Genomic DNA, 24,523 nt, shown 5'->3' with positions numbered 1-24,523 from the left:
CACCCGCAGCGGCACCCGGTGAGCGCCCGCGGCCGGATCAAGCCGAATCTGACCGGCATGGCGCTAGCCATTTGCCTCGGTCTGTCGGGCGCCGGTTGCGGGACGCGCCTGGCAACGAAGGCGGACCATGCCGCTCAGATGCCAAACCCGATGCATAATGCAGATTATTCCGAAGACGCAGAGGTCCCGTTCGTCATAGCGCTGAAAACGGCCATGACTGATGTTTCCAGGCCAGCCAACTTCGCGTCGGAGAGCGCATCGCGCAGGACCCGGGACATGGTCGATTGGGTTGTCGGTTCAAGAGACAATCTCAACCTGCCGTTCGCGATTGTCGATAAAGTAAACACCAAGGTCTATGTATTTGGCATGGACGGACGGCTGCACGGGGCTGCGCCGGTGCTGCTGGGACTGGCGCAAGGTGATCACTCCACCCCCGGCGTGGGTAACATGCGGATGTCGCATATCTCCCCCGCGGAGCGTACGACGCCGGCGGGTCGTTTCGTGGCGGCAATGGGCCGCAATGCCCATGGCAAGGAAGTGCTCTGGGTGGACTACGAAAATGCCATCTCCATGCATCCGGTCGTTGCGGGTCGACCCGCAGAGCGCCGGGCGCAACGTCTGGACACTCCATCGCCGCTTGATAACCGTATTTCGTATGGCTGCATCAATGTTCCAGTGAACTTCTTCAAGAACATGATACATCGCATCTTTTCCGGCACGGCCGGCATTGTTTATGTATTGCCGGAAGCCAGACGAGTCAGATAATCATGATCCGGAATACGCGACCAACCTGCCGACATGTAAGACTCGATCGCGCGAGTCACCGGATGCGGGCGTGAAGAACCGACGCCAACTGCCTTACTGAAAAGAAAGCGCCGCCGCCCCCAAGACGCCGAGCGGCCGCGTATCACATAGCTCGGCGATCGAGTGCGGGGCGGAATTGATACGTGCAAAGGGCGGTTCCCAGGCCTTCTTCCTGTCGCTCCAGCTCTGCAATGGCATGACCAACGGCAGATGGCCGTTCGGGCGAAACCACGAGTCGACGCTCCAGGGCTGTCCCGTTTCCGTATCGCTGATGACGGCCGTCCAGTGAACCGCGGTGAGATCGAAACGACTGCGCACCTTGGGCGCTGACACCGTCCACCCGGCCAGTTCTCTGATATCCCGAAGAATATGCAGATAGGTAGTGGTGTTGCTGGCGCTGTCGACGCAATCCATCCGTCCCGCAATTCCCGTCTCTAACTCGTTGATGGCAAGGTCGTTGGCCAACAACGGCTGATACTTTTGTGCCAGCAATTGCATTTGCCAGATGCCGATACGCACATGCTGTAATCTATCGTCGACACTTGGGCCCAGACAAAGTGCAAGATGGTTTTTCAGCAGGGCCATATCGTTGGGAGTAAAGGTCATGGTCTGTCTGCGCGCACACGACCAGTTAAAGCAGATGCGCAGCGTTACGGACCCGTCCCGGTGGATCACGTACTCCGGCGGCAGCGGCCGCGACACCGATGGTCCCGGCGTGTCATAAAAAATCGGCTCTGACGAGGCGGCACCGACCACACCGGCATGGCTGACGAATATCGCGAAGAAACCGATCACAGCGGACCGCAAAGGCATAAGAGTCACTACAATGGTGCCGGTTGGCCTTGATCATAATTCCGCCCATTGGCCTCGGGGCGCAGAGCGCCCGACACACGCGTGACACCGCTGGAGCGGTGTCACGAGGGTGGGGTGAGCGGACTTATTCAAAGTTGACGGCAAATACTATCGAGACCGGGCAGTTATCAATTGCGATCCGCTTTCGGCTGCTGATACGACGGAGCGGCGGCGGCCGGCGCCGGCTCATGCTTCGAGGCGGTGCTGCAAGCCGCGAGCACCAGCACCAAAGTAATGGTGCAGAGAAGGGCAATGGTAGATATGTTCTTCATTTGTCGTTACCTGTTTGAAGTTGGTTTCAGGAGTTCAGCCTACTGAAAGCACGGTGGCGCTGTCGCTGCTTGACTGCCAGCATCACCCGCACGGCGCCGCCTGTCTGTACGGTACCCGACATCTCATCGCGATGTCTGATTGTCAGTATCACCCAAACGGAGGCGTTTATCTGTACGGTGACGCGCATTGGCTATCCGGCATTTTCAGTGCCTTCTCGACCTGGGGCGATTCAGGAGGCGGATGCTCTGGATGGTGGAGCTGCCCTACTGTATTCTTGGCGAGCTTCGCGTGAGCAACCGCCGGATCTTGCGTCAGGGGCGTCGCCCGGCGTGCGCTACCGCACCGATGCCCGCCGCCCGGGGTGGTACCCTCCCTTCTGGCCCCTTGTGTACCCCGCGCCGCGCGGCCCAACTTGCATCGAATCGGACATTGCTCATGCGTGAAGACGGAAACGGTGCGCCCGACGTGGGCGCGGGCGGTACTGCGAAGGCCGTCAGCGAGGATCAGCGCCAGCGGGGGCTGCTCAAGACCGGTGCGCTGCAGACCGCGATCCTGAACAGTGCCAACTTCTCCAGCATCGCCACGGACGAGCACGGCATCATCCAGATCTTCAACGTGGGTGCCGAGCGCATGCTGGGTTACGCCGCCGCCGACGTGGTCGATCGCATCACCCCCGCGGACATCTCCGACCCCCAGGAACTGCAGGCGCGCGCCCTGGCGCTGAGCATCGAACTGGGCACGCCCATCACGGCGGGCTTCGAGGCCATGGTGTTCAAGGCGCGGCGCCGCATCGAGGACGTCTATGAGCTGACCTACATCCGCAAGGACGGCAGCCGCCTGCCGGCCGTGGTGTCGGTGACGGCGCTGCAGGACGCGGCCGACGCCATCATCGGTTACCTGCTGATCGGCACCGACAACACCGCCCGTCAGCAGGTGGAGGCCGAGCGCCTGCGCCTGGACGCGGTGTTGAAGGAGAGTCACGTGGAACTGAAGAAGGCCAAGGTGGCGGCCGAGGAGGCGAATCTCGCGAAGTCGGACTTCCTCTCCAGCATGAGCCACGAGTTGCGCTCACCGCTGAACGCCATCCTCGGCTTCGCCCAATTGATGGAGACCGGCGCCCCGCCGCCCACGCCCGGGCAGAAGGACTCGATCGACCAGATCCTGCAGGCCGGCTGGTACCTGTTGGACCTGATCAACGAGATCCTGGACCTGTCGCTGATCGAATCGGGCAGGCTGTCGCTGTCGCCCGAGCCCATGTCGCTCGCCGAGGTCCTGGCCGACTGCCAGGCGATGATCGAGCCGCAGGCGCAGAAGGGCGGCATCCGGGTCTATTTCCCGGACCTGGACGGACCCTGGCTGGTGCGCGCCGACCGCACCCGCGTCAAGCAGGTGCTGGTCAACCTGCTGTCCAACGCCATCAAGTACAATCGGGTCGGGGGCCGTGTGGACCTGCGGGTTGGCGCGGCGGCCGACGGGCGCACCCGCATCAGCCTGCAGGACACGGGCGAGGGCCTGGCGGCCGACAAGCTGGTGCAACTGTTCCAGCCCTTCAACCGCCTGGGGCAGGAGGCCGGGGCCCAGGAGGGCACCGGCATCGGGCTCGTGGTCTGCAAGCGCCTGGTGGAGTTGATGAACGGCAGCATCGGGGTCGACAGCACGGTCGGCGTGGGCAGCACCTTCTGGATCGAACTGGACGCGACGGCCGCGCCGCACCTGACGGCCGAACCGGCCGATACCCAGTTGGCCGCGCCGGCCCCGGCGGTCCCGGGCAGCACCCTGCGGACGCTCCTGTGCGTGGAGGACAACCCGGCCAACCTGATGCTGGTGCAACGGCTGCTGGAGCGCCGCCCCGACATCCGGCTGCTCTCGGCGCGCGACGGCCGGCGCGGCGTGGAGATGGCGCGCGCCTTCAGGCCCGAGGTCATCCTGATGGACATCAACCTGCCCGGCATCAGCGGCATCACGGCCCTGCACATCCTGGCCGAGGACCCGGCGACCGCCCTGATCCCGGTGATCGCGTTGAGCGCCAATGCCATGCCGCGCGACATCGAGAAGGGCAAACAGGCCGGCTTTTTTCATTACCTGACCAAGCCCATCAAGGTGGGTGAGTTCATGGACACCCTGGACCTGGCGTTCAAGCACGCCCTGGCCGCCAGTCAACCCGCAAGCCTATAAAAATCAGATGAAATTACCAGAAGAGGAGATCCTCGCCGCCCGCATCCTGATCGTCGATGACCAGGAGGCCAATGTGCGCCTGCTGCAGCGCCTGCTGGGCGACGCGGGCTATACCGGCGTGACCGCGACCATGGACCCGGTGGGCGTGTGCGCGCTGCATCGCGACCACGACTATGACCTGATCCTGCTCGACCTGCAGATGCCCGGCATGGACGGCTTCCAGGTGCTGGCCGCGCTGCAGGCGCAGAACGCCGCGGGCTACCAGCCCGTCCTGGTGCTCACCGCACAGCCGGCGCACAAACTGCGCGCCTTGCAGGCCGGCGCCAAGGACTTCATCAGCAAACCCTTCGACCTGCTGGAGGTCAAGACGCGCATCCATAACATGCTGGAGGTGCGGCTGCTGTACCGCCGGCTCGAAGTACACAACCTGCTGCTGGAGCAGGCCGTGCAGGAGCGCACCACGCAACTGCGCGAAAGCGAGGCCCGCTACCGCCGCCTGACTGAACTGGCGTCGGACTGGTACTGGGAAGAGGACGAGCACGGCCGCTTCACCAGAGTCTCAGGTCCGGTGAGCGAGATGCTCGGCCTCCAGGGCGATGGGGCCGCGGACCTCGCCGAAGAAGAACGCTCAGGCAGTTGGAACGAAACCGAGCGCGCCGTGATACGCGCCGCCATCGCGGCCCGCCAGCCGTTCATCGACCTCCCCTTCAGTCGTGTCAATGCCGACGGTTCGCGGCAGCAGTACCGGGTCAGCGGCGAGCCGATCTTCACCCCGGCGTGCCGTTTCATCGGCTATCGCGGCATCGGCGTTGAAACCACGCCCGGGCCGCCGTCGCTCCCGGCCCCGGAGGGCTGACGTCCGATGCATCAGGTGTGCCACAGTCCGAACCAGAACCACCTGCTCGCGGCCCTGCCGGACGCCGAGTTCGCGGCCCTGTCTCCGCACCTCGAGCTCTTCCCGCTGCCCCTGGGGGAGATGCTCTACGAGCCGGGCCGGCAGTTGCATCACGCCTACTTCCCCACCAGCGCGGTCGTCTCGCTGCACTATGTCACCGAGAGCGGCGCGGCGGCCGAAACCGCCGGGGTGGGTAACGAGGGCATGGTCGGCGTGTCGCTCTTCATGGGCGGGGACCCCACGCCCAGTTCCGCCGTCGTGCAGATCGCGGGCCACGCCTACCGCCTGGAGCGCCGCCGCCTCAAGCAGGCCTTCGACGGCCCCGGCCTGCTGCCGCGCCTGCTGCTGCGCTATACCCAGGCCCTGATCACACAGTTGGCGCAGACCGCGGCCTGCAACCGTCACCATTGCGTGGAGCAGCAATTGAGCCGCTGGCTGCTGCTGACGCTCGACCGGGCGCCGGGCCGCGAACTGGTCATGACCCAGGAGCTGGTCGCCAGCATGTTGGGCGTGCGCCGCGAAAGCGTCACCGCCGCCGCTAGCAAGCTGCAACAGTTGGGCTACATCCGCTATCGCCGCGGCCACATCACCGTGCTCGATCGCGAGGGGCTCGCGACCCGCGCCTGCGAGTGCTACGACGTGGTGAAGACCGAACTGGCACGGCTGCTGTGCGATGTGAAGTACCGCCAGGAGGGGCTCACGGGGCGGTGAAACAAGGCCTCGACAACGCAGCGGATGACGCACAACCCTGAAGTGAAGTAATCTGAGCCGGGGTTCCGAATTCCCGTGGGCAGACCAACGCAGATGAACGCCATCCAACCAAACCGCGAGCAAGCTCTCGAGCCGGCCGCCTACCGCCTGACGGTCGCTGCCTATCACCGCATGATCGAGGCCGGCATCTTCGCCGAGGACGACCGCGTCGAGCTGATCGAGGGGGAACTGCGCGCCATGCCGCCCATCAATGCCGGCCACGCCGGCAAGAACAAGCGCCTGAACCAACTCTTTTCACGCCGTGCCCAGGACCTGGCCATCGTCGCCGTCCAGGACCCCTTGACACTGCCGGAGCACTCGGAGCCCGAGCCGGACCTGATGTTGCTGCGTCCCCGCGACGACTTCTACGAAGGCACCAACCCCACCCCGGCCGATACCCTGCTGGTCGTCGAGATTGCGGACACCTCGTTGCGGTACGACCGCAATACCAAGCTCCCGCTCTATGCCGCACATGGAGTTCCGGAGACCTGGCTCATCGACCTCAAGCGGCGCCGGATCGAGCTGCACCGGGACCCGGGACCGGACGGCTATCGCCAGGTCCTGCTGCCTGACCGGGCGCAGTTCATCGCCCCGGTGCTGCTGCCTGAAATGCGCATCCAGGTGGCCGAGCTGTGGGCCTAGGCCAAGCGCAGTGACCGCGCGGGGCCGCGCCGCCGTCTCCGCGACCCTCGGCGCTGCCGGGCAACCAAGGCCCCGTCTAGCCCGCACCCGGCGGCGGTTCGATCAGACGGGCGAGCGCCAGCTCCGCCTCCCGCCGACCGCGCTCGATCAGCTCATCGGCACGGTAGAACTCAAAGCTGCGGGCGGCGTCGCGCGGGATGGTGACGATGGCGTCGGGCGAATAGGCGGCGAGTTTGAAGCGCGAGATGATGCCCTGCATGGTCTCGAATGACCCCTGAAGCACGTCCCCCAGGCCCCATTGCTCCGCCGGCTGGGGCTCACCCCCGAGCTTGGCCTGCACCTCGTCGATGAAGGCAATGATGCGGCTCTGGTAGCCGGCGAGCGCGCCCGCCGGCTCCGTCGAGGCAGGCGGGGGTGTCACGGCGGCCGTGGCCGCCACTGCCGGAGCCGGCGCCTGACCCCGCGGGCCGGCCACATCGACCGCAATGGTCAGATCCGTGCCGTCACCCAGGGTCGGGGCAATGGGGATCGGATTGACCAGGCCGCCGTCCAGCAGCCGCCGGCCAGCGATCGCGAATGGGGTGAAGACGGTGGGTACGGCGATGGAGGCGCGAATCGCGTCGAACAGCGGGCCGCGGTTGAGCCAGACCTCTTTCTGCGCCTCCACGTCGGACGCCACCGCGGTGAAGGTGATGGGTAGATCCTCGATATTGCGGTTGCCGATCAGCTCCTTGAGGGTCTCCATGACGCGCTCGCCCTTGAATAGCCCGGACGGGCTCCAGGCGACATCCAATAGCCGCAGCACGTCGGTCTGAGTCAGCGCCCGCACCCAGTTCTCGAAGGCGTCCAATTCGCCGGCGGCATAGACTCCGCCGATCAGTGCGCCCACGGAGGACCCGGCCACGGAGCGGATCGCGAATCCGTGCGACTCCAGCCAGCGAATGACACCGATATGTGCGAAGCCGCGGGCGCCGCCGCTGCCGAGGACGAGCGAGACGGTGGGTGCCGTGTTCATCGTTGCCAATGCATCACTCCAATTGCCAAGTGGGTAAAATGGGCAAAGGCGCCCGCCAGGCCCTGATGGACCGCTCGGCGCGCCGTGCCCGGCACTCGCCGCCACTCCTCCGGCTCTTCCGGCCCCCACGCTTTTCTGGCTCCCACGCTTCCGCGTCGGAGCAAGTGCGGGCGCTCTGCGTCCGGCGCCAAGACCGGACGCGGAGCGCCCGCACGGCACTCCCACGCCCGAGCCTCACTGCCATTAAGTCAAGGCGCACTCGCCGACCGCGTCGCCTCTGCCTGGAGTCCAAGGCTTCAGCCTTGGCGCATTCCAAGGCTGAAGCCTTGGACTCCAAGTGTCACCGCAATGCCGGACTCCATCGAACAGCGTAGGGCAGGCGCAACGCTCACGCGGCATCCAGAGGCTTGGCGATCAGGACAATGGCGGGCCGCCGACGTTATACTTCGGTATGACCCAAGCCCCATCGAGAGACACCATGCTGACGACGACGCTGCGCAAGGTCGGCGGTTCGGTCATGTCGACCGTGCCCCCCGCCATCCTGGGGCTGCTGCACCTGCGGGCCGGCGAGACCGTCGGCGTGACCGTCGATGGCGGTCCTCTGGTGATCGAGCCGACCCGGACCCCGCGCTCCAGCCTGGACCAGTTGTTGGCCCAATGCAACCCATCGGCCGAGGCCGGCGACGAGGATCGCGCCTGGCTCGACGACCGCCCGGTCGGCCGCGAGTGATTGTAATGGAGCGCGGCGATCTCCGGCTCGTGTCGCTCGACCCGACGGCGGGGCACGAGCAGCAGGGTACTCGCCCGGTCCTGGCAGTCTCCCTAACCCTGATGTTTTCGGCTGCTCTTGCCGTTTCACGCCGGGTCCGCCATTCATGGGTCCCGATATTGGTGCTGATAGGGCTGCTGTGCCAAACGGCCGTCGGCCTCGCCTGGACTGCGCAGGACAGGGCCACGGCGACCGAACCGCCGTCTCAGGCGCCGGCGCCCGCCTTGGCCAGGCCCCTGCCCGATACCGACGGCGACGGCCTGCTGCGCCAACCGCCGGCCTTCGAGCTGGCGGATATCAAGCACTATTTTTCCATCGGCAAGGATGCCTGTACCGTCGGTTGTGCGACCAGCTTCGGGACTGTGCTCGGCGCAGCGGATGGCGTCCCTGCTCAGTCCAATTGTACTCCCACCTGTATTCACCCGGAGTATTCGTATCTCGATTTGGATACCGGGGCGATCTCAGTCCAGGCCCGGGACCCGCAACAACCGAATCTGCGCTATGTCGGCCTCATCTATCAGTGTGTCGAATACGCGCGCCGGTGGTGGATGAAGAACCTGGGTATCGCCTTCGGTGACGTCCCCGGCGCCGTCGATATCATCTATCTGACCACCGCAGAGGATATCCGCACCCACCAGTCCATTGCGCTGGCCCGCTCGATCAATGGCGCGGCGCAACGCCCGCCGCGGCGGGGCGATCTGGTCGTCTATTATCCGGACCGCCAGGACCCCGAGTGGCGCTGGGGGCATGTCGCCGTGGTGATCGGCGTCGATCAGGAACGCGGCAGCGTCTCGCTCGCCGAGCAGAACTACAGCAATGCCCCTTGGGAAGACCCCACCGATCATGCACGCCGGATTCGCCTGTTCGAGGTCGGCGGCCGTTATACGCTCATCGATGTCTCGCCGACGCAGGTCAAGAACGCGGACGGCGGTCGGATTGCCGGTTGGGTCTATCCGCGCTCGGCCAGGTAGGGTGCGGCAGGCCGTCAGGGGCCGATCAGGGCCAGGATCTTTCCCTGCACTTGCGCCAATTCAGCGGTGGTGACGCGACCCTTGCGGAGCGCCTTGCGGGCCACCCAATCCAGGCTCTTCACCTGATCGGCGAGCACCGCGCCGGGGCGGTCGCCGACAATGGGGACCTCGAACGGATAGCCTTTGATGTGCGTCGTCATCGGACAACACAGCATCAAATCGGTCTTACCGTTGTAGGCCGCCGGGCTGATGACCAGGGCTGGTCGGTGACCGGCCTGCTCATGACCGGCCTGAGGGTCGAAATGCAGCCACACGATGTCGCCGGCGTCCGGCACATACCGCGGCACGGTCACAGCGCCTCACGCCCGACCGGGGTACCGAAATCCACCTCGGCGTGCCGATTCTCCGGCGTGATCCCGGACAGCAGTTCCGCCAGGTCGTAGGCGTGCGACCGGATCGGCTCGATCAGGATCCGCCCGCCTTCCTCGCGAATGTCCACCTCCTCATCCAGGCTCACCCGCGCGGCGGCCATGACCCCGACCGGGATGCGCACGGCCGCGCTGTTGCCCCATTTCTTCACTACGACGCGCATGGCAGTCCCTCTGGTATCTACTTTGTAGACACGATACGCCGAAAACCGCCGGCACTCAATGCCGCTCGATCGCCCCTTTGGGCGTCGGTCCCGCGATCTTCCGGCTCCCACGCAGAGGACCCGCTGGTGACACCGCTGCGGCGGTGTCACCCCTGTGTTGGCCGATGTGCGGCCCGGGGTGACGGCCGGCGCCCACCACGATCGCGGTCACGATCACACCAAGACGCGAGGAAGTATAAGAATGCTCTCACAAAGGCACAAAGACACGGAGAAGAAAAGAAGACAAGGAATGATCACGCCAAGGCGCCAAGCGCGCCTGGGAGCGCCGCACCCCAGTGCGGCGCGGTCTCGCCGACAACCCCGACGGTGCGGGTTGAGCAGAGGCCGCGCCGCACTGGGGTGCGGCGCTCCCAGTAGCCGTTGCGGCTAAACTTAACGGCAGTGACGCCGGAGCGTCGGAACGAGCAATCTCAATGTCATCCGCGCGCGGTGCGGTTCGTTCCTGACCGCACCCTAGGCCTCCCGCCGCAAAAAGCCCCCAAGCACCGGAACGCCTAAGCCCCCGTCCGCGCTCACCAGGCCCCGGCGGCGCAGATAGCGCCGCGTCGCGCGGTCCTGGGCGGTCAGGTCCACCGCCTCGCCGCGGGCAAGCCGCTCCAGGACCGCCAGCGCCGCGGCCGGGGTCGCCTGCACCAGGTTGGTCAGATAGGTGTTGGCCTTGTCCAGCACCGCCGGGTCGAGCGCCGCGCAGTCCGCCACTGTCGCCTGGCGCCGCCCCGTATCAATCAGGCCATCGTTGAGATGTGTCACCAGCAGCGAGCCGTACAGTTGGGTCAGATAGGGCTGGCCCAGGGTGCGGGACCAGACCGCCTCCGCCACCGCGGGCGGGATGGCGTCGGGCGGGAAGTCGTCGCTCGGGCGCATCAGCAGATCGAGCGTCACCGGTCGGGTCAGCGGACCGATGGCCAGTTCCCGCAGGTTCACCAGATGGTCGGCCCACATCGGGTCCAACTCGTCCATATAGGCGGCCCCGGCGATCAGCACCCGCAGCCGGCGGCGGTGCTGGATGGTGGCGCGCAAGAGCCCCAAGAGTTGCAGCAGCGCCCGCCGGTCGCCGGGGAAGAGCCCCTCCCAGCGCTCGAACTCGTCGATGCACAACAAAATCCGCCCGACCTCCGTCACCCGCTCCAACCGCTCGAACCAGGCAGCCAGGGCCTCCATCGGCGGCCCCGGCGGGGCGTCCGGCAGGGTCAGTCGGCGCTCCCGCCGTGCCTGTTCCTGCGCCTGCCCGACCAGCGCCTTGACCAGCGACCCGGTGGAGTCGATCGGATTGTTCTGGGTGTCGAAGAAGACCACCAGCGCATCCGGCAGCTTCAGCGGCAGCATGTTGAGCAGCGAGGTCTTGCCGCAGCGCCGCGGCCCGATCAGGGCGAGCGCCGCCCCCTGGCCCGGGTCGCCCAGGATGGACTCGATCTCCGCCACCAAGGGCTCGCGCCCGCGGAAGACCTCGCGGCCGAATTCGGGCTCCAGCGGGACCAGCGGGCGGAAGGGGTTCGGGACCTCCTGCGCCGCTGCGGTTTTGGTCTGGGCGAGCCAGTCGGCGACCAGGCGCTGCCAGTCGGGGAGGGCGGCGCGATAGATGGGCGCCTCCAGGTCGCGGCTGCCGAGCAAGGCGTTGTCGAGCCCGCGCAGGCGGTCCGCGGCGGCGGTCAATAGCTCCTGGCGCTGGCGGGCGATCAGGGTCAGTTCGGCGGCGCGCAGATAGCGGCCGATCTGTTGCAGGGCGGCGAAGGTGCCGTCGGCGCTGGCCGGGTCCGGGAGCCATTCGCCGCTCAGGTCGCGCAGGGCTTGGAAGCGGCGGGTGTGGGCGAGGGTCGCCAGCTCGTCGGCACGCAGCAGGGCCAGTGCGCGACGGCCGGCGCGGCGCTGACCGGGGGCGATGGCGCAGGCGGCCAGGGCGCGGCGGGCCAGGGCTGGGTCGCGGGCGGCGGTGTCGTGGATGTGCGCAGCAAGGGTCGGCAGCGGGAGATAGCTCAGTTCGTGGTGCAGGACCGGGCTGGCGGCGAGTGTGATGCGGGCGGTGCTGCGTTGGATGGTGAACGCGATAATCTGCCAGGGGTACTCGAATAGGTAGAGCGGGACCCTCAAGAACGTCGCGCCGCTAACCGCGATGAGCGCCGCCCCCATAGCCACGCCGTTGCTCACGCCACTTATCACGCCGACGACCAGGCCGAGAGTTGCGCCGAAAGTGACGCTGAAGACCACGCTGACGACCACGCTGAGGGTCACCCCGACAACCGCGCTGAGGAACGAGCTAATGGCAGCGCCATAGACAGCGCCGCAGACAGTGCCCACGGCCACAGCGCTGGCCATGCCGGCAGCGGCGCCGAATGCCAGGTCCCAGAGAACGCCCCAGGTCGCGCCGCTTGCCACGCAGACGGCCGCGCCGAGGGCAACTATCCCGGCCACGCCAACGGCAACGCCCCAGGCCATACCGAGGGCAACACCGACGGCCAAGTGCATCCAATCGACATTAGCACCAACCATCGCGAGCACCAACCCGACCGCGGCCGCGATGGCGGGCGCCGCCATCAGTAACAGCAGCGCCATCCGCGACAGACAGGCCCTGTTTACCGCATCGCCCCGCCACAGTCGCCATCCGGGCGCGCGGGTGTCGATACCGATCGCGCACAGCCGACGATGCAGACTGATCGGCCGCATCAGCATCCGCCAGCCCAGTTCCCAGGTCCCAGGCAGTTGAGCCAGCCGCTCCGCCACCGTCCCCGATGCCGGGTCCGGTGCGGCACCCGGCGTCGGCTCCTGCCCCGGGCCAGGCGTACCGCCCGTCAATCCTTCCGGTTCAGCCATTCGCTCAGCACCCGCGCAAAGGGTTGGTGGTCGTCGGTGAGCAGCCCGCGTCGGCACAGGTTGTCATCGTCGTGGTCCGCGTCGGTCGCCGTCCCCCCGGCGACGGCGCGGCGCAGCCGTTGGCGGTCGCGCTCGGCGAGCCCCGCCCACCAGAGTTCAAACTGCTGCCCGGCCTCGTCGCGAAACCGCGCGAGCGCCTGGGCGCGGGGGTCGCCCCCGTCCGGGTCCAGCCCGTCCGCGCGGGCATCGAACAGGCGCTGCGCGAGCAGAGTGAGAAAGAACGGGTGCCGGCCGGCCTGGTCCAAGAGCCACGCCGGGTCGTCCGGCGCCAGCCCCGCCGCGCCGCGGGCGAGCAGGGCCGCCGCAGCGCCGGGCTCCAGGAGCCCGATCCGCACCGATTCCAGCATGTTCGCGAAGGGCGAGACGCGGCCCAGGTCGGCGTAGACCTCGGGCAGGGTGCGGCGGGTGGCGAAGACCAGCGACAGCCGGCGCTGGGTCAGCAAGCCCCGCAGCCGCTCCAGAAAGCCCGGCTCGCAGTGTTCGAGTAGGCCCTCGGCCTCATCGAGCAGCAGGAGCGGCGGCAGCCCGCCGCACGTCTGGCGCTGCGCCCTGCACCAGTCGCCGAGCCGATCCGCGGCGGCGTCGGGGGATTCGGGCGCCGCCGACTCGCCGGCCGCACCCGTCGCGGTCCCGGTCGCCGCCGTCCGGGAGTCCGCCGGCGCCGCGTCGATCACCGCGTCGACCAAGGCCCGATGCCCCTGCCGCTCCCGCCCCTGACCGGACAGCAGCCGCACCGCAAACCCCAGTTCCCGCGCCCGCTGGCCCCAAGTGTGCAGGAGCGAGGTCTTGCCGATCCGCCACTCCCCGAGCAGCGACACCCCGCGCCCGTCCCAGGCCGCCCGCTCCAGGTCGCGCAGGGCGGCGGTGCGCCCGACAAAGACCGGCGGCAGGGCGATGGCCCAGGGGTCGAAGGGGTGGGTGGCCTCCGGATCGAGCAGATTGGCTAGGGTCCCGGTCGATGGGAGCGTCGGGTCCGGCTGGGCCAGGACGCCGGTCGGGGCGTCGGGGAACTCCCAGAGATCGTCGGCCCGGAGCCCATCAATGGCTAAGACTTTGACCATGCGCGCGAACGTGGACGGGTGCGGCCGTTGCTTGCCGCTGCAAATGCGGCCGAGATTGCGTCGATCGAACTTTTCGTCAGAAGGGAACGCTTGGACGAATTGGTCCATAGACCAGCCCTTACGCTTCAGCAGGCGCTTGAACAAGTCGAGATTGAACCGCGCCTCGTGGGTCATGTGCCTTCCCTAATGAGCGGCTAAGCCGCGAACCTGAGCCGACGCCGGTCCGCGCAGCGGACCCTACGCGGCCAGCCCCTGGACCCCGGTCCGTACACCGGACCCTGTGCAGGCCGCCCGTAGGGTCCGCTGCGCGGACCTACGCGGCCAACCCCCGGACCCCGGTCCGCACGCCGGACCCTGCGCGGGCCGCCCGTAGGGTCCGCTGCGCGGACTGGCGGACTCGCGGCACCAATGGGCCTCGCGGTTGGCCGTCGTGCATCGGTCATCGCGACCGAACGGATTCCGGAATGCCGCAGAAAGCGGGACTGTCGGGCCAATGCCCTGCCGTTGCCCCCGGACTGCCCGGTCGGCGGCACGGCGCCGCCAAAACGCCCCGAAAATGCCCCCGGCCGCAGCTATTCGGCCTTCCAGAAAACTCTATATGTGCCGTGATCTTAGCGACCGCAGACGTCCACACTGGAGACGCATCCAACCCCAACCGCCGAGGTCTACCATGTTGTCGCTAACCCTTATTCTGATCGCCTACGAGATCGTTTGTCACGCCCTTCTGGCCCTGATGCACTTGCTGCACCTGTGGCCGGCGCTGGTGCTGTCCCGCCAGACGCGAGATACCTTGATTGGCCTGCTGTACGCGGGGCTCGCCGTCGCCTTGGCGTTCCGCGTGTTCAGCTATGCGCACTGAGGAGCGCCGACCACCTTCCTCTCGTCCTCTCGTGACACCGCACAACGGTGTCACGAGGGGGTAACACCGCGGCAATCCGCGGGACGGTTTAGGTCGTCTACCGGACCATCCGCAGCGCAGCCAGATCGAGGATCGATCGCGCCGCCTCCACCGCCTCTCGCGCCTCGGACAGGGTCGGCTCCTTAACATTGCCTGGATACCGAAATGCGGTCCCGTACGGGGTGAGCATGGCCGCCCCATCGGCCAGTCGATCGAACGACGGATCGAGCCCCGTGCATTCGTCCAGCAGAAGGATCAAATCATGCACCCGGCGCAGCGGCTGGCCCCGCCCGGCCAGGTAGCCCTTGAGCGCCTTCTCGGCGGCCTGCTGACAGTGGTAAACGGCGGTATCGAGGTAAGGGGGCTCACCGTCGAGCAATCGAATGGCGGACGCCAGGTCGCGCCGCGCCTTCTCCATCCACTGCACGGACAACAACGCGGCCGGTTCAGCCCCCCGATCTGCCCCCGGGTCAACCATAGAGCGGAACTCCGCGCTGCAACACCTCGTAGTCGAGACTGGAGACGGCCAGTGCGTTGCGCGCCGATTCCGAGTGCGTGCGCACGATCAGGTCAACCGGTACCTTCAGGCCGCGTAGCGCCAGATGCCCGCGCCGGGCGATCCGGTGGGCGGGTTCCGCATCGTCGGCAACGATCAGGTACAGGTCCAGGTCGCTGTCCGCATCGGGCGAGCCCCAGGCGTAGGAGCCAAACAGCAGCACCCGTTCCGGCGCCAGGGCGGCGACCAGCCGACCCGTCACTTCGCGGATCATCGCGGCTTCAATTGCAGGCACGCGCGCGGTGCGGGAGTCGCGTCCCGCGGGGATCGGTTCGGCGAGCGGCGGCATGGTGGGCTCCAATAACGCTTTCCGGCATGGTCCGACCGCTTGGCGTGAAGGTCAAGGGGCGCGTAGCGGGAGTCCTCTGCATGGGCGCGCGAGGCTTTCACCGGTCCCACACGCCGCCTCCCTGCCTGTAAGTCAAGCCTCAGAGCAGCTTGACCAGGGCCGCAATCAAGACCGCCTGGGCCATCAGTAGCCCGGCCACCCATTTGATGAGGTCCCCCTTGGCGGCCTCCAGGCGGGCGTCGAGGTAGTCGCGCGTCACCACTTCCTCACTGGTGGCCTCGCGGAAGGCGTCGGCGATGGCCTCGGCCTGGGGTGTCGGAAGCCCGGCCGCCTCCAGCTTCTTGGCGACTGACCCCAACGGGGTCGGACATACCAGCCCAGGGCAACGCCCTGGGTATGGGTTATCCGCGGAGCTTAGCCCTGAAAGGGCGTGACATAACGGCATGGCTCCTGATGTCACGCCCTTTCAGGGCCAGGCCGAATAAACAACGCTATCCCAGGGCGTTGCCCTGGGCTGGTATGTCGCGCCCCTTCGGGGCTTGGGGATCGCACAAAAGAAGACGAAAGGCTCTACTACCTATAGGCCCGTCTGCACTGCGCCGCGGCCTTGATCATAACGCCGGCCACACGGCCTTGCGGCAACCCGTCGCGGCCTGGGGGCCGCTCCTACGGCGTAGGAGCGGCCCCCAGGCCGCGACGGATATCGCCCTCAGAGGCGGCCGGAATAATGATCGAGGCCCTGCGCCGCCTTGGCCCGTGGACAACGATCAGCACCCCCGGCAACAGCTTGAGAAAAATCCGACAGACGCCCGGGTGCCTCAGCGTATTTTCAGGCGCAACCGAGGCTGCGATAGTCACCCCCAGGGCGCGCCGTCCCGCTCCGGTATCCGGTGCCGGGACGCCGCCCCCGCCCAGGGAAGTCAAAGAACCGGCGCCCGCCATGAGGGCGCCGCGATTGCAGTCATGGACGCGGTTGCTGGCCGCACGGAACCCGCAGACGACGCATCCCGCGTGGTCTTGCCATCGACCCAAGACGGGGCGCCCGTGCGCCCGACGAGGAGCTGACGACATGAAAATTCCTGCCCCCGGCGACCGGCCCGACCGGCGCCATCGGCCGCGGCCCGCGCCGCGCCCGCAACCATCCGCCACGCAAACCCGGCCGACCAACCGGCGACCCGAGCGTTTCAAACTGCCCCAGGCCGCCGCCGGCACCGCCCTGCTGGCCCTGGCCTGGTGCCTGCCCTCGAGCGCCCTTGCGGCGGTCGAGCGGGTCAAGTTCCAGTCCGGGAACCAGTATCTGATCCTGGAGTTCCTGCGCGATGACCTGGTCCACTTCGAGGTCTCGGCCAAGGGACCGGGACCCGACGCCGCGACGGCGCTCGCGACCTCGCCCCAGGTCGCCAAGACCAATTACGCGGGTCCCGCGAGCTTCACCAAGTCGGGGCCCGGCGGCACGACCCTCAACACGGCCGAGATGAAGGTCGTCGTGGACCCGGGCAACCTCTGTCTGGCCGTGACCGACAAGGTCCGGGGGCTGGCCCTGACCACCCTGTGCCCGCTCAATCTCGCCCAGGACTGGAAGGGGCTGACGCTGGCCCCCGGCAGTATGCAGGATGCCTACGGCCTGGGTGAGCAGTTGATCACCCCCGGCAATCCCGACGGTAATTGGACCACGGCCAATCATCAGGTCCGCCAGCCGGGGGACAACTACGGCAATCAGATGATCGGCTTCAACGGCGGCGCGGCCGGCAATGCCCAGTTCCCGATCCTCTATGCCCTGGGGGCCGGGAGTGCGAACTATGCGCTGTTCCTGGACCAGGTCTACAAACAGCGCTGGGACTTCTCCGGCAACCCCTGGCAGGTCGAGACCTGGGGCGACCAGCTCCGCGGCTATCTCATGACCGGTGCCGACCTGCCCAATCTGCGCCAGGACTATATGGAACTGACCGGCCGCCCGCCGGTGCCGCCGAAGAAGATGTTCGGTCTCTGGGTCTCGGAATACGGCTTCGACAACTGGCAGGAGATCGACGACAAACTCGCGGCCCTGCGCGGCGGCGGCTTTCCGGTGGACGGCTTCGTGCTGGACCTTCAGTGGTTCGGCGGGGTCCCGGCCATCGGCACCAACCCCAGCCGCATGGGGAGCCTGACCTGGGACCTGGGCAAGTTCCCGGACCCCGCCAAGAAGCTCGCGCAGTATGCGGACCAGGGCCTCGGTGTCATGACGATCGAGGAGTCCTATATCGACAAGAGCCTGCCGGAGCACACGGACCTGGCGACGCGCGAGTTCCTGGTCAAGCAGTGCAAGAACGGCGTGGGCGGGGCCTGCGAGGCGACCCAGCCCTGCCCGGCGGCGGTGTGCCCGCCGGTCTTCCTGAGCCAGAACCCCTGGTGGGGCACCGGCGGTATGCTCGACTGGACCCAGGACCTGGCCGGCGACTACTGGCACGACGAGAAGCGTCAACCCCTGATCGCGGACGGGGTCATCGGCCACTGGATCGACTTGGGCGAGCCGGAGCAATATAGCCTTCAGTTCGGCCAGCCCGATTGGACCGCCGGGGTGGTGCCGGGCAAGCACGCCCATGCCGAGTATCACAACCTCTATAACTTCAAGTGGGCGCAGAGCATCGCCCGCGGCTATGAGCGCAACAATGTGGTCCGCCGGCCCTTCATGATGGCCCGCTCCGGGGCCTCCGGTATCCAGCGCTTCGGCACCAGCATGTGGTCCGCCGACATCGGCTCGAATCTGGAGAACCTCGCCGCCCACATGAACGCCCAACTGCACATGTCGCTCTCGGGGCTCGACTATTTCGGTTCGGACATCGGCGGCTTTCATCGCAGCGCACTCAACGGCGAGGACCTGGGCATGGTCTATACCCAGTGGTTCGCCGACGGCCTGCTGACCGATATCCCGGCCCGGCCCCATGCCAACAACAGCGCTTGCCCCTATGGCCAGGGCCAGCCGTCCGGCAACTGCCATGAGACGGTGCCCGACCGGGTCGGGGACCGGGCGAGCAACCTCGCGAACCTGCGCCAGCGCTATGCGATGAGCCCCTACCTGTATTCGCTGGCGCACCGCGCCTGGCTGGCCGGTGAGCCGGTGGTCCCGCCGCTCGTCTACTACTACCAGGCGGACCCGAACGTGCGGCGTCTGGGCAGCGAGAAGATGCTCGGGCGCGACCTGCTGGTCGCGCTGGTGGCCGACCGCAGCGCGCCCCAGACCCGCGATGTCTATCTGCCGGCCGGGGACTGGGTCGACTACCGGACCAACGAGTGGCTCCACAGCACCGGCGAGACCTTCACCAAACGCCCGCTGATGCACAACGGGGTCTTCAGCCTGCCCGTCTTCGCCCGCGCCGGGGCCCTGATCCCGAAGATGTACGTGGACGAGAAGACCATGAACGTCTTCGGCAAACGCAGTGACGGCTCGACCCGTGACGAGCTGATCCTGCGCGCCTATGCGGCGCCCCTGCCGAGCGGCTTCACGCTCTACGAGGACGACGGGCAGACCCAGGCCTATCTCGGCGGGGCGGTGCGCACCACCAGGCTGTCGCAGCAGCTCGCCGCCGACGGCAGCAGCGCCGCGGTGACCATCGCCGCCGCTGAGGGCAACTACCAGGGCGCCCCGGAGGCGCGCGCCGCGGTCGTGGAACTGGTGACCCACGGGCAGCAGGCCACCGGTGTCAGCCTCAACGGCAGCCCGCTGCCGGCCCTGGCTACACCCGCCGCGCTGGACACGGCCGCGAGCGGTTGGGTCAATGCCGGCGGCAACCTGATCCTCGCCAAGTCCGGGTCCGGCCCGGTCACGGCGGCCAGGACCTTCGTCTTCGCCCTCAAGCCCGCGCCGGAGGAGGTCACGGCCGCCTTCCAGTGCCGCAACGGCACCACCGTCTGGCGCCAGTCGGTCTATGCGGTCGGCAATGTCCCGGCCCTGGGCAACTGGAATGCCGCCCAGGCCCTGGCGCTCACCCCCAACGGCCCCTATCCGGTCTGGACCAGCGGTAAGGTCACGCTGCCGCCCGGCACCAACGTCGAATGGAAATGTATCAAGCGCGCCGAGACCGGCGACATCAGCCAGGTCGACCTCTGGCAACCGGGTGACAACAATACGCTCCAGACCCCGGCGGTCGGCGATGCCGGGGTGACCAGCGGCGACTTCAAGGGCGGTCCGAGCCCGGTAGCGGCCAACTTCGTGTGCGACAACGGCACCACCACCTGGGGCCAGTCGGTCTATGTCGCGGGCGCCGGCGACCGCCTCGGCAACTGGGACCCGAGCAAGGCGGTCAAGCTCAGCCCCACGACCTACCCGCGCTGGACCGGCACCCTCGCCAACCTGCCCGCGGGCAAGCAACTCGCCTGGAAGTGTCTGAAGCGTCCGGAGGGCGGGGCCCAGCCGGTCGTCTGGCAGCCGGGGAACAACAACATCCTGGTGACCCCCGCCGGCGGCGCGGTCACGACCTCGGGGAACTTCCAGCCGTAGCAGCGCGGCCTTCGCCGGACTGCGCAATTCAAGCCGCCGCGCCACCGCAGTGGCGCCGGATCAATTCGGCGAGGTCGGTCATGGCCAGGCGATCACGGGCGAGCGCCCGGTTTGAGCCGATGACCAGCGGGCCTTGCTCCGGGTTGGCTGCGGGGCGCCCATGGGTCCCGCGCACCAGGTCGGGCCGCAAGGGGATCAGGTCCATCAGCATCCGCTGGCCCAGATGCTTTTGCAGCAGCCGCCAGGCGACCTTGAGTTGCGGCAGGCGCAGGCGCGGGTCGATAAAGAGTTCGACCGGGTCATAGCCAGGCTTGCGGTGGATATCGACGGTGCGGGCGAAGTCCGGCGCCCGGGCCTCGTCCAACCAGTAATAGTAGGTGAACCAGGCGCCGGGCTCGGCCACGGCCACCAGGTCACCGCTGCGGGGGTGGTCGACCCCCCAGGCGGCCTTGCCCGCCTGGTCCAATACCTCGCCGACCCCCTGCGTCCTGCCCAACAGGCGCGCCACCATGGCCAGGTCCGCCGGGTCCGCCACATAGACATGGGCGACCTGATGGTCGGCGACCGCGAAGGCGCGGCTGGCGCCCGGGTCCAGGAGCTCCCAGCCCAGCGTTTCGCGGACCGCGAGCAGCCCCTGCTCGCGCAGGACCCGGTTGATATGGACCGGGTGCCGGGCTTGGGTAACGCCATATTCGGACACCACCAGGACCTCGGCCCCCGCCCCCCGTACCTGATCGATCAGGGTGCCCGCCACCCGGTCGATGGCGGCGACATCCGTCCAGATGGCCGGGGCGTCCGGTCCCAGCCGTTGCAGGTTGTAATCCAGGTGCGGGAGATAGACCAGGCTCAGGTCCGGTCGCCGGCGGCGAAAGACCTCGGCCGCGGCGCGGCCGATCCAGGCGGAGGAACGCAGATCCGCCTTGGGTCCCCAGAAGTTGAAAAAGGGGAACTTGCCCAGCGTCTCTTCCAGTTCGCGGTCCAGGTCCAGCGGATGGGAGTAGAGGGCGGGGATCTTGCGCCCGTCGGCGGGATAGATGGGCCTGGGGGTGACCGACCAATCCGCGCTGGAGTACATGTTGTACCACCAGAAGAGCTTGGCGCAGGTGAAGCCGGGGCGCTCGCGCCGCAACCCCTCCCAGACCTTCTCGCCCAGCACCAGTTGGTTGGACTGGCGCCAGAAAAAGACCTCGGCGAAGTCACGGAAATACCAGCCATTGCCGACGATGCCGTGCCGGGTCGGTTGGGTGCCGGTGAGCATGGAGGCCTGGGCGGTGGTGGTGAGCGCCGGAAAGACGCCGTCCATGGTGGCCAGGAATCCATCCGCAGCGAGCCGGTTGAGGTTGGGGGTGTGGACACCGAGCAGGGCCGGGGTCAGGCCCACCACGTCGATGATCACCAGGGGTCTGGTTGGCGTTGCAGTCATGGGGCGTCCTGGTTGGAGTGGTTGCCGGTCGGATCGGCCCGAAGGCCGACCTCAAGTGTCAGGAGAGCATCCCGCGCCGGTGCAATTGCGCCTCCAGCCATTGCAGCTCCGCGACGAGGCCCCCGGTCAGGGCCGCGGGGTCGCTCGGGCGCAGCCCCGCGGGCAGGACCTGCCAGGTATAGGTCTCCACCTCCAGGTGGGGTCCTGGTCCAGTGGTCCCGGCCAACCAGTCGAGTGCGGCGCCGATGGCGGCCTGGGTGGTGGAGAGGCCGGGCTGGGCCAGGGCCCGGGTGTTGATCGGCACATGGAAATGGACCCGCCACGGGTGGGTGCGCGGGAAGCCAGGGTCCCCCAGGGCCTCCGGCAGGTCCATCCGGCCGGTCAGGGCCGCGGGTCCGGACCCGGCCGGGACCAGCGTGCGCACCTGGTGCAGATAACGCGGCTCGGAAAAGTCACGCGCGACCCCGGCCAGGACCGCCGGACTCGGGTGGTCGATCTGGAGGGCGCAGGAGACCTGGATCTTGCCCACCTTCACCCCCGCGTCCGCCAGCCGCGCCAGTGACCCTGCGCAATCCTCGAATTGTACCGCCTGATGACAGATGTCGTAGCACAGACCCAGGTGGTTGCCGATCGCCTCGCGCGCGACGCCGGCCGCACGGGCAGCCGCGGGCAGGTCGCGCTCGAACAGGGTCAGGGCGTCCGTGGTGGACTCCAGCACGCACCCGGGTTCCGGCTCGAGACAGACGCGGATCGCGCGCCCGCTGTGCGCGGCGAGCCGCGCCAACCCCTCGGCCAGCAAACACAATTGGGTCAGTGCGCGCGCCTGGCGCACGGCATTCCAAGTGGGTGCGAAGCCCAGCGGCAGGGTGGAGATGGTCCCGCACGCGGCCCCCGGCGCCAGGCAATCGGTGAGGATGCGCGCGAGGCTGAGCGTATAGCGCAGGCGCTCCGGGGCGTCCCAGGCGGGGGCGTAGACCCCCTCCTTGACCCGTGCATGGTGGAAGTCCCCGTGGGGGAAGCCGTTGAGTGTGAAGAGTTCGATGCCGGCGGCGGCGAGTGCCGCGGCCAAGGGTCGGCAGGCCCCGTCCAGGCGGGCGGCGGCCTGGGCGCTGAGCCAGAGCCCGGCGCCCATCCGGTCGATCCCGCGCCGCTCCCGCACCGCCCGTACTGGTCCCGCCAGGTGGCCGAGGACCGACTCCAGGTCGGCGCCGGGGTGGACGTTGCTGCAATAGGCCAGGTCGGCGCGCGCCCAGCGGGACGGCCCGCTCCCGTCAGCCCTCGACGACGGGGGTCTGTCCACGCAGCACCGAGTTGTCTTCCCACAACCGGGTCTGGTCGACGCGCGGGCGGGTCATCTCGTCCAGGGAAATGCGCCCGCTCTGCGCGTAGTACGTGATCGGGTTGACGAACAGGACCAGATCCACATCGGCCGCGGAGAAGCCCCCCGCCAGCATTGCCGCCGCGGTCTTGGGCACCTTGAGGGGGTCGCTGCGGCCCCAGTCCGCCGCACTGTTGACGATCATGCGCTCGGTGCCGTATTGACGCAGCAGGGCGACCATCCGCTCTTCAGTCATCTTGGTGTCGGGATAGATCGAGTGGCCGCGCCAGCAGCCGGTCTCCATCACCAGGGGCAGGGTCTGCTCGTTCAAGTGGTCCACCACCACCAGACCCTCATCGATCCCCACCTCCTTCACCAGTGCCAAGGTGCGTTTGGTGCCGGACAGCTTGTCCCGGTGGGGGGTGTGGACCAGGGCCGGCAGTTGCAGCGCCTTGGCGAGTTCCAGTTGAGCGGCGAAGAAGCGCTCCTCGGCCGGGGTGATGTCGTCGTAGCCCATCTCCCCGACCGCCACCACCCCGTCCTTTTCCAGAAAGCGCGGGAGCAGTTGCATGACCTCCTCGGCCATGGGTACGTCGTTGGCCTCCTTGGGGTCCAGGCCGATGGTGCAGTAGTGACGGATGCCGAACTGGCTGGCGCGGAAGCGCTCCCAGCCGATCATACTATTGAAATAGTCGATGAAGCTGCCGACCTGGGTACGTGGTTGTCCCTGCCAGAAGGAGGGTTCCACGACGCCGACGATGCCGGCCGCGGCCATGCGTTCGTAGTCGTCCGTGGTACGCGACAGCATGTGGATGTGGGAGTCGAAGAGGCGCATGGGGAATCGGTCTCCAAGGGGTTCGGTAGCGAATCAAGAATTGGTGAACCGTTCCATAAGGTCCTGCGGACCCGGGAACTCGTCGCCATCGTCTAAGCCGGGTGCAGCAGCGCGGCGACCCGCGGGTCGGGTTCGACCCCGCGTCGGGCCGCCAGGGCCTGCGCGATCCGCGGCTCGGAGCGCCGGGCCGACAGGGCCAGGACCGCGTAGTAGCGGTGCTCCGGGTCGGCGCAGCCGGTCTGCTCCAGGGCCAGGACGAGTCCGCCGGGGCTCGCGTAGGGGACCAGGGGCAGCCAGATATCCGCGGGGATTGCGCGTGCGGCCAGCCGACGCTCCTCACGATAATCCTCGCACATCCGCGAGAGGTCCGGATTGGCGCGCCCGGCGAGTCCGCTGATCCGCCCGACTGGCAGGCCGTTGAACAGGCACTTGACGACCATCCCGTTGAAGTCGTGCTCCGGGTAACAGGCGGCGGGAAAGGGGTTGTCCAGGGCGAGTGCGGCATAGAGGCGCAGGCTGGTGATGCGCCCGGCCGCGCGGGCCAGCTCCAGCAGGCGGCACGGCTGCGGCGTCAGACACAGGGCACGGACCAGGGAGGCCCGCTCCCCCTCGTCGCCGTCGCGATACAGGGCCTCGATCAGGTCGACCCAGGCGTCCCCAACCTGCCGGATCGCCGCCGCCAACAGCAGGGCCCGACCCGCGTCGCCCGGTTGCCAACGGCTGGCGTCCAGCGGTCCGCAGGGGGTGTCGAACCGGGCGGCTGCTGCACCCAGGGGGTCCATGCCCAGGTGGCGGGCGGCGGCGGCGAAGGACTGCGCCAGCGGCGCCTGGGGCCGTGCGGCGGTCTGGATGCGCTCGATCGCCTGGTCGAGCCAGGCGACGGGGGCGCCGGGGCAGCGGATGCGCAGGAGCGCACCCAGGGCGAGGAGTGCCGCGGTGGCCGTGGAGGGTTCGCTCATGGTCGCCTGGACTCCGGGGGTGAGAATGACGGGCCGACGGC

22 protein-coding genes and 1 pseudogene are annotated in these 24,523 nt (G+C 67.9%); 10 read left to right on the top strand and 13 right to left on the bottom strand.

Features of this window, described 5'->3' with window-relative positions; genetic code table 11:
• Window positions 1-18: 18 nt before the first annotated feature.
• Window positions 19-765: a L,D-transpeptidase gene (locus THSYN_RS15210; RefSeq protein ID WP_236848572.1), complete on the top strand. Its 747-nt coding sequence runs from the start codon at window positions 19-21 to the stop codon at window positions 763-765.
• Window positions 766-858: 93 nt separating this feature from the next.
• Here THSYN_RS15210 and THSYN_RS15205 read toward each other — a convergent pair whose 3' ends face one another.
• Window positions 859-1,599, bottom strand: coding sequence for a hypothetical protein (locus tag THSYN_RS15205; protein WP_236848571.1), 741 nt, complete (start codon window positions 1,597-1,599; stop codon window positions 859-861).
• Window positions 1,600-2,364: 765 nt separating this feature from the next.
• Here THSYN_RS15205 and THSYN_RS15200 point away from each other — a divergent pair.
• The 4 genes from THSYN_RS15200 (at window position 2,365) to THSYN_RS15185 (ending at window position 6,391) form a co-directional block, all read left to right on the top strand.
• Window positions 2,365-4,104, top strand: a complete 1,740-nt coding sequence (locus tag THSYN_RS15200) for a hybrid sensor histidine kinase/response regulator (protein WP_100919889.1) — start codon at window positions 2,365-2,367, stop codon at window positions 4,102-4,104.
• Window positions 4,105-4,111: 7 nt separating this feature from the next.
• On the top strand, window positions 4,112-4,960 hold the full coding sequence (locus tag THSYN_RS15195) for a response regulator (RefSeq protein ID WP_100919888.1): 849 nt from the start codon (window positions 4,112-4,114) through the stop codon (window positions 4,958-4,960).
• A 6-nt stretch (window positions 4,961-4,966) separates the two neighbouring features.
• The gene (locus THSYN_RS15190; protein WP_100919887.1) at window positions 4,967-5,710 is read left to right on the top strand and encodes a Crp/Fnr family transcriptional regulator; all 744 of its coding nucleotides are present in this window, start codon (window positions 4,967-4,969) and stop codon (window positions 5,708-5,710) included.
• 93 nt (window positions 5,711-5,803) lie between these two features.
• Window positions 5,804-6,391 (top strand): Uma2 family endonuclease, encoded by a 588-nt coding sequence (locus THSYN_RS15185; RefSeq protein ID WP_100919886.1) that lies wholly within the window; start codon window positions 5,804-5,806, stop codon window positions 6,389-6,391.
• 76 nt (window positions 6,392-6,467) lie between these two features.
• Here THSYN_RS15185 and THSYN_RS15180 read toward each other — a convergent pair whose 3' ends face one another.
• Complete coding sequence (locus THSYN_RS15180; protein WP_100919885.1) at window positions 6,468-7,406, bottom strand: patatin-like phospholipase family protein; 939 nt, start codon at window positions 7,404-7,406, stop codon at window positions 6,468-6,470.
• A 478-nt stretch (window positions 7,407-7,884) separates the two neighbouring features.
• On the opposite strand from THSYN_RS15180, the gene THSYN_RS15175 reads away from it, so the two are divergent.
• The 3 genes and pseudogenes from THSYN_RS15175 to THSYN_RS15165 all read left to right on the top strand — a co-directional run bounded on the left by THSYN_RS15175 (window position 7,885) and on the right by THSYN_RS15165 (window position 9,146).
• Window positions 7,885-8,136, top strand: coding sequence for an AbrB/MazE/SpoVT family DNA-binding domain-containing protein (locus tag THSYN_RS15175; RefSeq protein ID WP_100919884.1), 252 nt, complete (start codon window positions 7,885-7,887; stop codon window positions 8,134-8,136).
• A 5-nt stretch (window positions 8,137-8,141) separates the two neighbouring features.
• A pseudogene (locus tag THSYN_RS37315) lies at window positions 8,142-8,198 on the top strand (type II toxin-antitoxin system toxin endoribonuclease PemK-mt); the annotation flags it as partial.
• 201 nt (window positions 8,199-8,399) lie between these two features.
• A complete protein-coding gene (locus THSYN_RS15165) occupies window positions 8,400-9,146 on the top strand; it encodes a CHAP domain-containing protein (protein ID WP_236848954.1) in 747 nt (248 codons plus the stop codon).
• Between the two features lie 14 nt (window positions 9,147-9,160).
• Here the strand turns inward: THSYN_RS15165 and mazF are convergent, their stop codons facing one another.
• The 4 genes from mazF to THSYN_RS15140 form a co-directional block, all read right to left on the bottom strand.
• Entirely contained in the window at window positions 9,161-9,499 is a 339-nt protein-coding gene (mazF, locus tag THSYN_RS15160; RefSeq protein ID WP_335582456.1) for an endoribonuclease MazF, read from the bottom strand.
• Window positions 9,496-9,738 (bottom strand): AbrB/MazE/SpoVT family DNA-binding domain-containing protein, encoded by a 243-nt coding sequence (locus THSYN_RS15155; protein WP_100919883.1) that lies wholly within the window; start codon window positions 9,736-9,738, stop codon window positions 9,496-9,498. Before THSYN_RS15155 ends, mazF begins: the two co-directional genes overlap by 4 nt.
• Before the next feature lie 513 nt (window positions 9,739-10,251).
• Window positions 10,252-12,606, bottom strand: a complete 2,355-nt coding sequence (locus THSYN_RS15150) for an AAA family ATPase (protein ID WP_236848570.1) — start codon at window positions 12,604-12,606, stop codon at window positions 10,252-10,254.
• The gene (locus THSYN_RS15140; RefSeq protein ID WP_157817699.1) at window positions 12,585-13,727 is read right to left on the bottom strand and encodes a hypothetical protein; all 1,143 of its coding nucleotides are present in this window, start codon (window positions 13,725-13,727) and stop codon (window positions 12,585-12,587) included. Before THSYN_RS15140 ends, THSYN_RS15150 begins: the two co-directional genes overlap by 22 nt.
• Window positions 13,728-14,397: 670 nt before the next feature.
• Between THSYN_RS15140 and THSYN_RS15135 the strand changes: the two genes are divergently transcribed.
• Entirely contained in the window at window positions 14,398-14,586 is a 189-nt protein-coding gene (locus tag THSYN_RS15135) for a hypothetical protein (protein WP_100919880.1), read from the top strand.
• Between the two features lie 97 nt (window positions 14,587-14,683).
• Here the strand turns inward: THSYN_RS15135 and THSYN_RS15130 are convergent, their stop codons facing one another.
• The 3 genes from THSYN_RS15130 to THSYN_RS15120 form a co-directional block, all read right to left on the bottom strand.
• A complete protein-coding gene (locus tag THSYN_RS15130; RefSeq protein ID WP_100919879.1) occupies window positions 14,684-15,103 on the bottom strand; it encodes a HEPN domain-containing protein in 420 nt (139 codons plus the stop codon).
• Complete coding sequence (locus THSYN_RS15125) at window positions 15,096-15,470, bottom strand: nucleotidyltransferase domain-containing protein (RefSeq protein WP_157817698.1); 375 nt, start codon at window positions 15,468-15,470, stop codon at window positions 15,096-15,098. The genes THSYN_RS15130 and THSYN_RS15125 overlap by 8 nt, the downstream gene beginning before the upstream one ends.
• A 139-nt stretch (window positions 15,471-15,609) precedes the next feature.
• A complete protein-coding gene (locus THSYN_RS15120) occupies window positions 15,610-15,828 on the bottom strand; it encodes a CCDC90 family protein (RefSeq protein ID WP_216644535.1) in 219 nt (72 codons plus the stop codon).
• Window positions 15,829-16,539: 711 nt separating this feature from the next.
• Between THSYN_RS15120 and THSYN_RS15115 the strand changes: the two genes are divergently transcribed.
• The gene (locus THSYN_RS15115; protein WP_100919878.1) at window positions 16,540-19,947 is read left to right on the top strand and encodes a TIM-barrel domain-containing protein; all 3,408 of its coding nucleotides are present in this window, start codon (window positions 16,540-16,542) and stop codon (window positions 19,945-19,947) included.
• A gap of 28 nt (window positions 19,948-19,975) precedes the next feature.
• Here THSYN_RS15115 and THSYN_RS15110 read toward each other — a convergent pair whose 3' ends face one another.
• The 4 genes from THSYN_RS15110 to THSYN_RS15095 all read right to left on the bottom strand — a co-directional run bounded on the left by THSYN_RS15110 (window position 19,976) and on the right by THSYN_RS15095 (window position 24,482).
• Complete coding sequence (locus tag THSYN_RS15110; RefSeq protein ID WP_100919877.1) at window positions 19,976-21,370, bottom strand: alkaline phosphatase family protein; 1,395 nt, start codon at window positions 21,368-21,370, stop codon at window positions 19,976-19,978.
• Between the two features lie 58 nt (window positions 21,371-21,428).
• Window positions 21,429-22,670: a metabolite traffic protein EboE gene (gene eboE / locus THSYN_RS15105; RefSeq protein ID WP_100919876.1), complete on the bottom strand. Its 1,242-nt coding sequence runs from the start codon at window positions 22,668-22,670 to the stop codon at window positions 21,429-21,431.
• Window positions 22,642-23,523, bottom strand: a complete 882-nt coding sequence (locus THSYN_RS15100) for a TatD family hydrolase (protein ID WP_100919875.1) — start codon at window positions 23,521-23,523, stop codon at window positions 22,642-22,644. Before THSYN_RS15100 ends, eboE begins: the two co-directional genes overlap by 29 nt.
• 92 nt (window positions 23,524-23,615) lie before the next feature.
• On the bottom strand, window positions 23,616-24,482 hold the full coding sequence (locus THSYN_RS15095; protein ID WP_100919874.1) for an EboA domain-containing protein: 867 nt from the start codon (window positions 24,480-24,482) through the stop codon (window positions 23,616-23,618).
• Window positions 24,483-24,523: the final 41 nt, after the last annotated feature.

The sequence above is a fragment of the Candidatus Thiodictyon syntrophicum genome (assembly GCF_002813775.1).
Taxonomy (GTDB): Bacteria; Pseudomonadota; Gammaproteobacteria; order Chromatiales; family Chromatiaceae; genus Thiodictyon; species Thiodictyon syntrophicum.
This window is presented reverse-complemented; position numbering and strand designations above follow the sequence as displayed.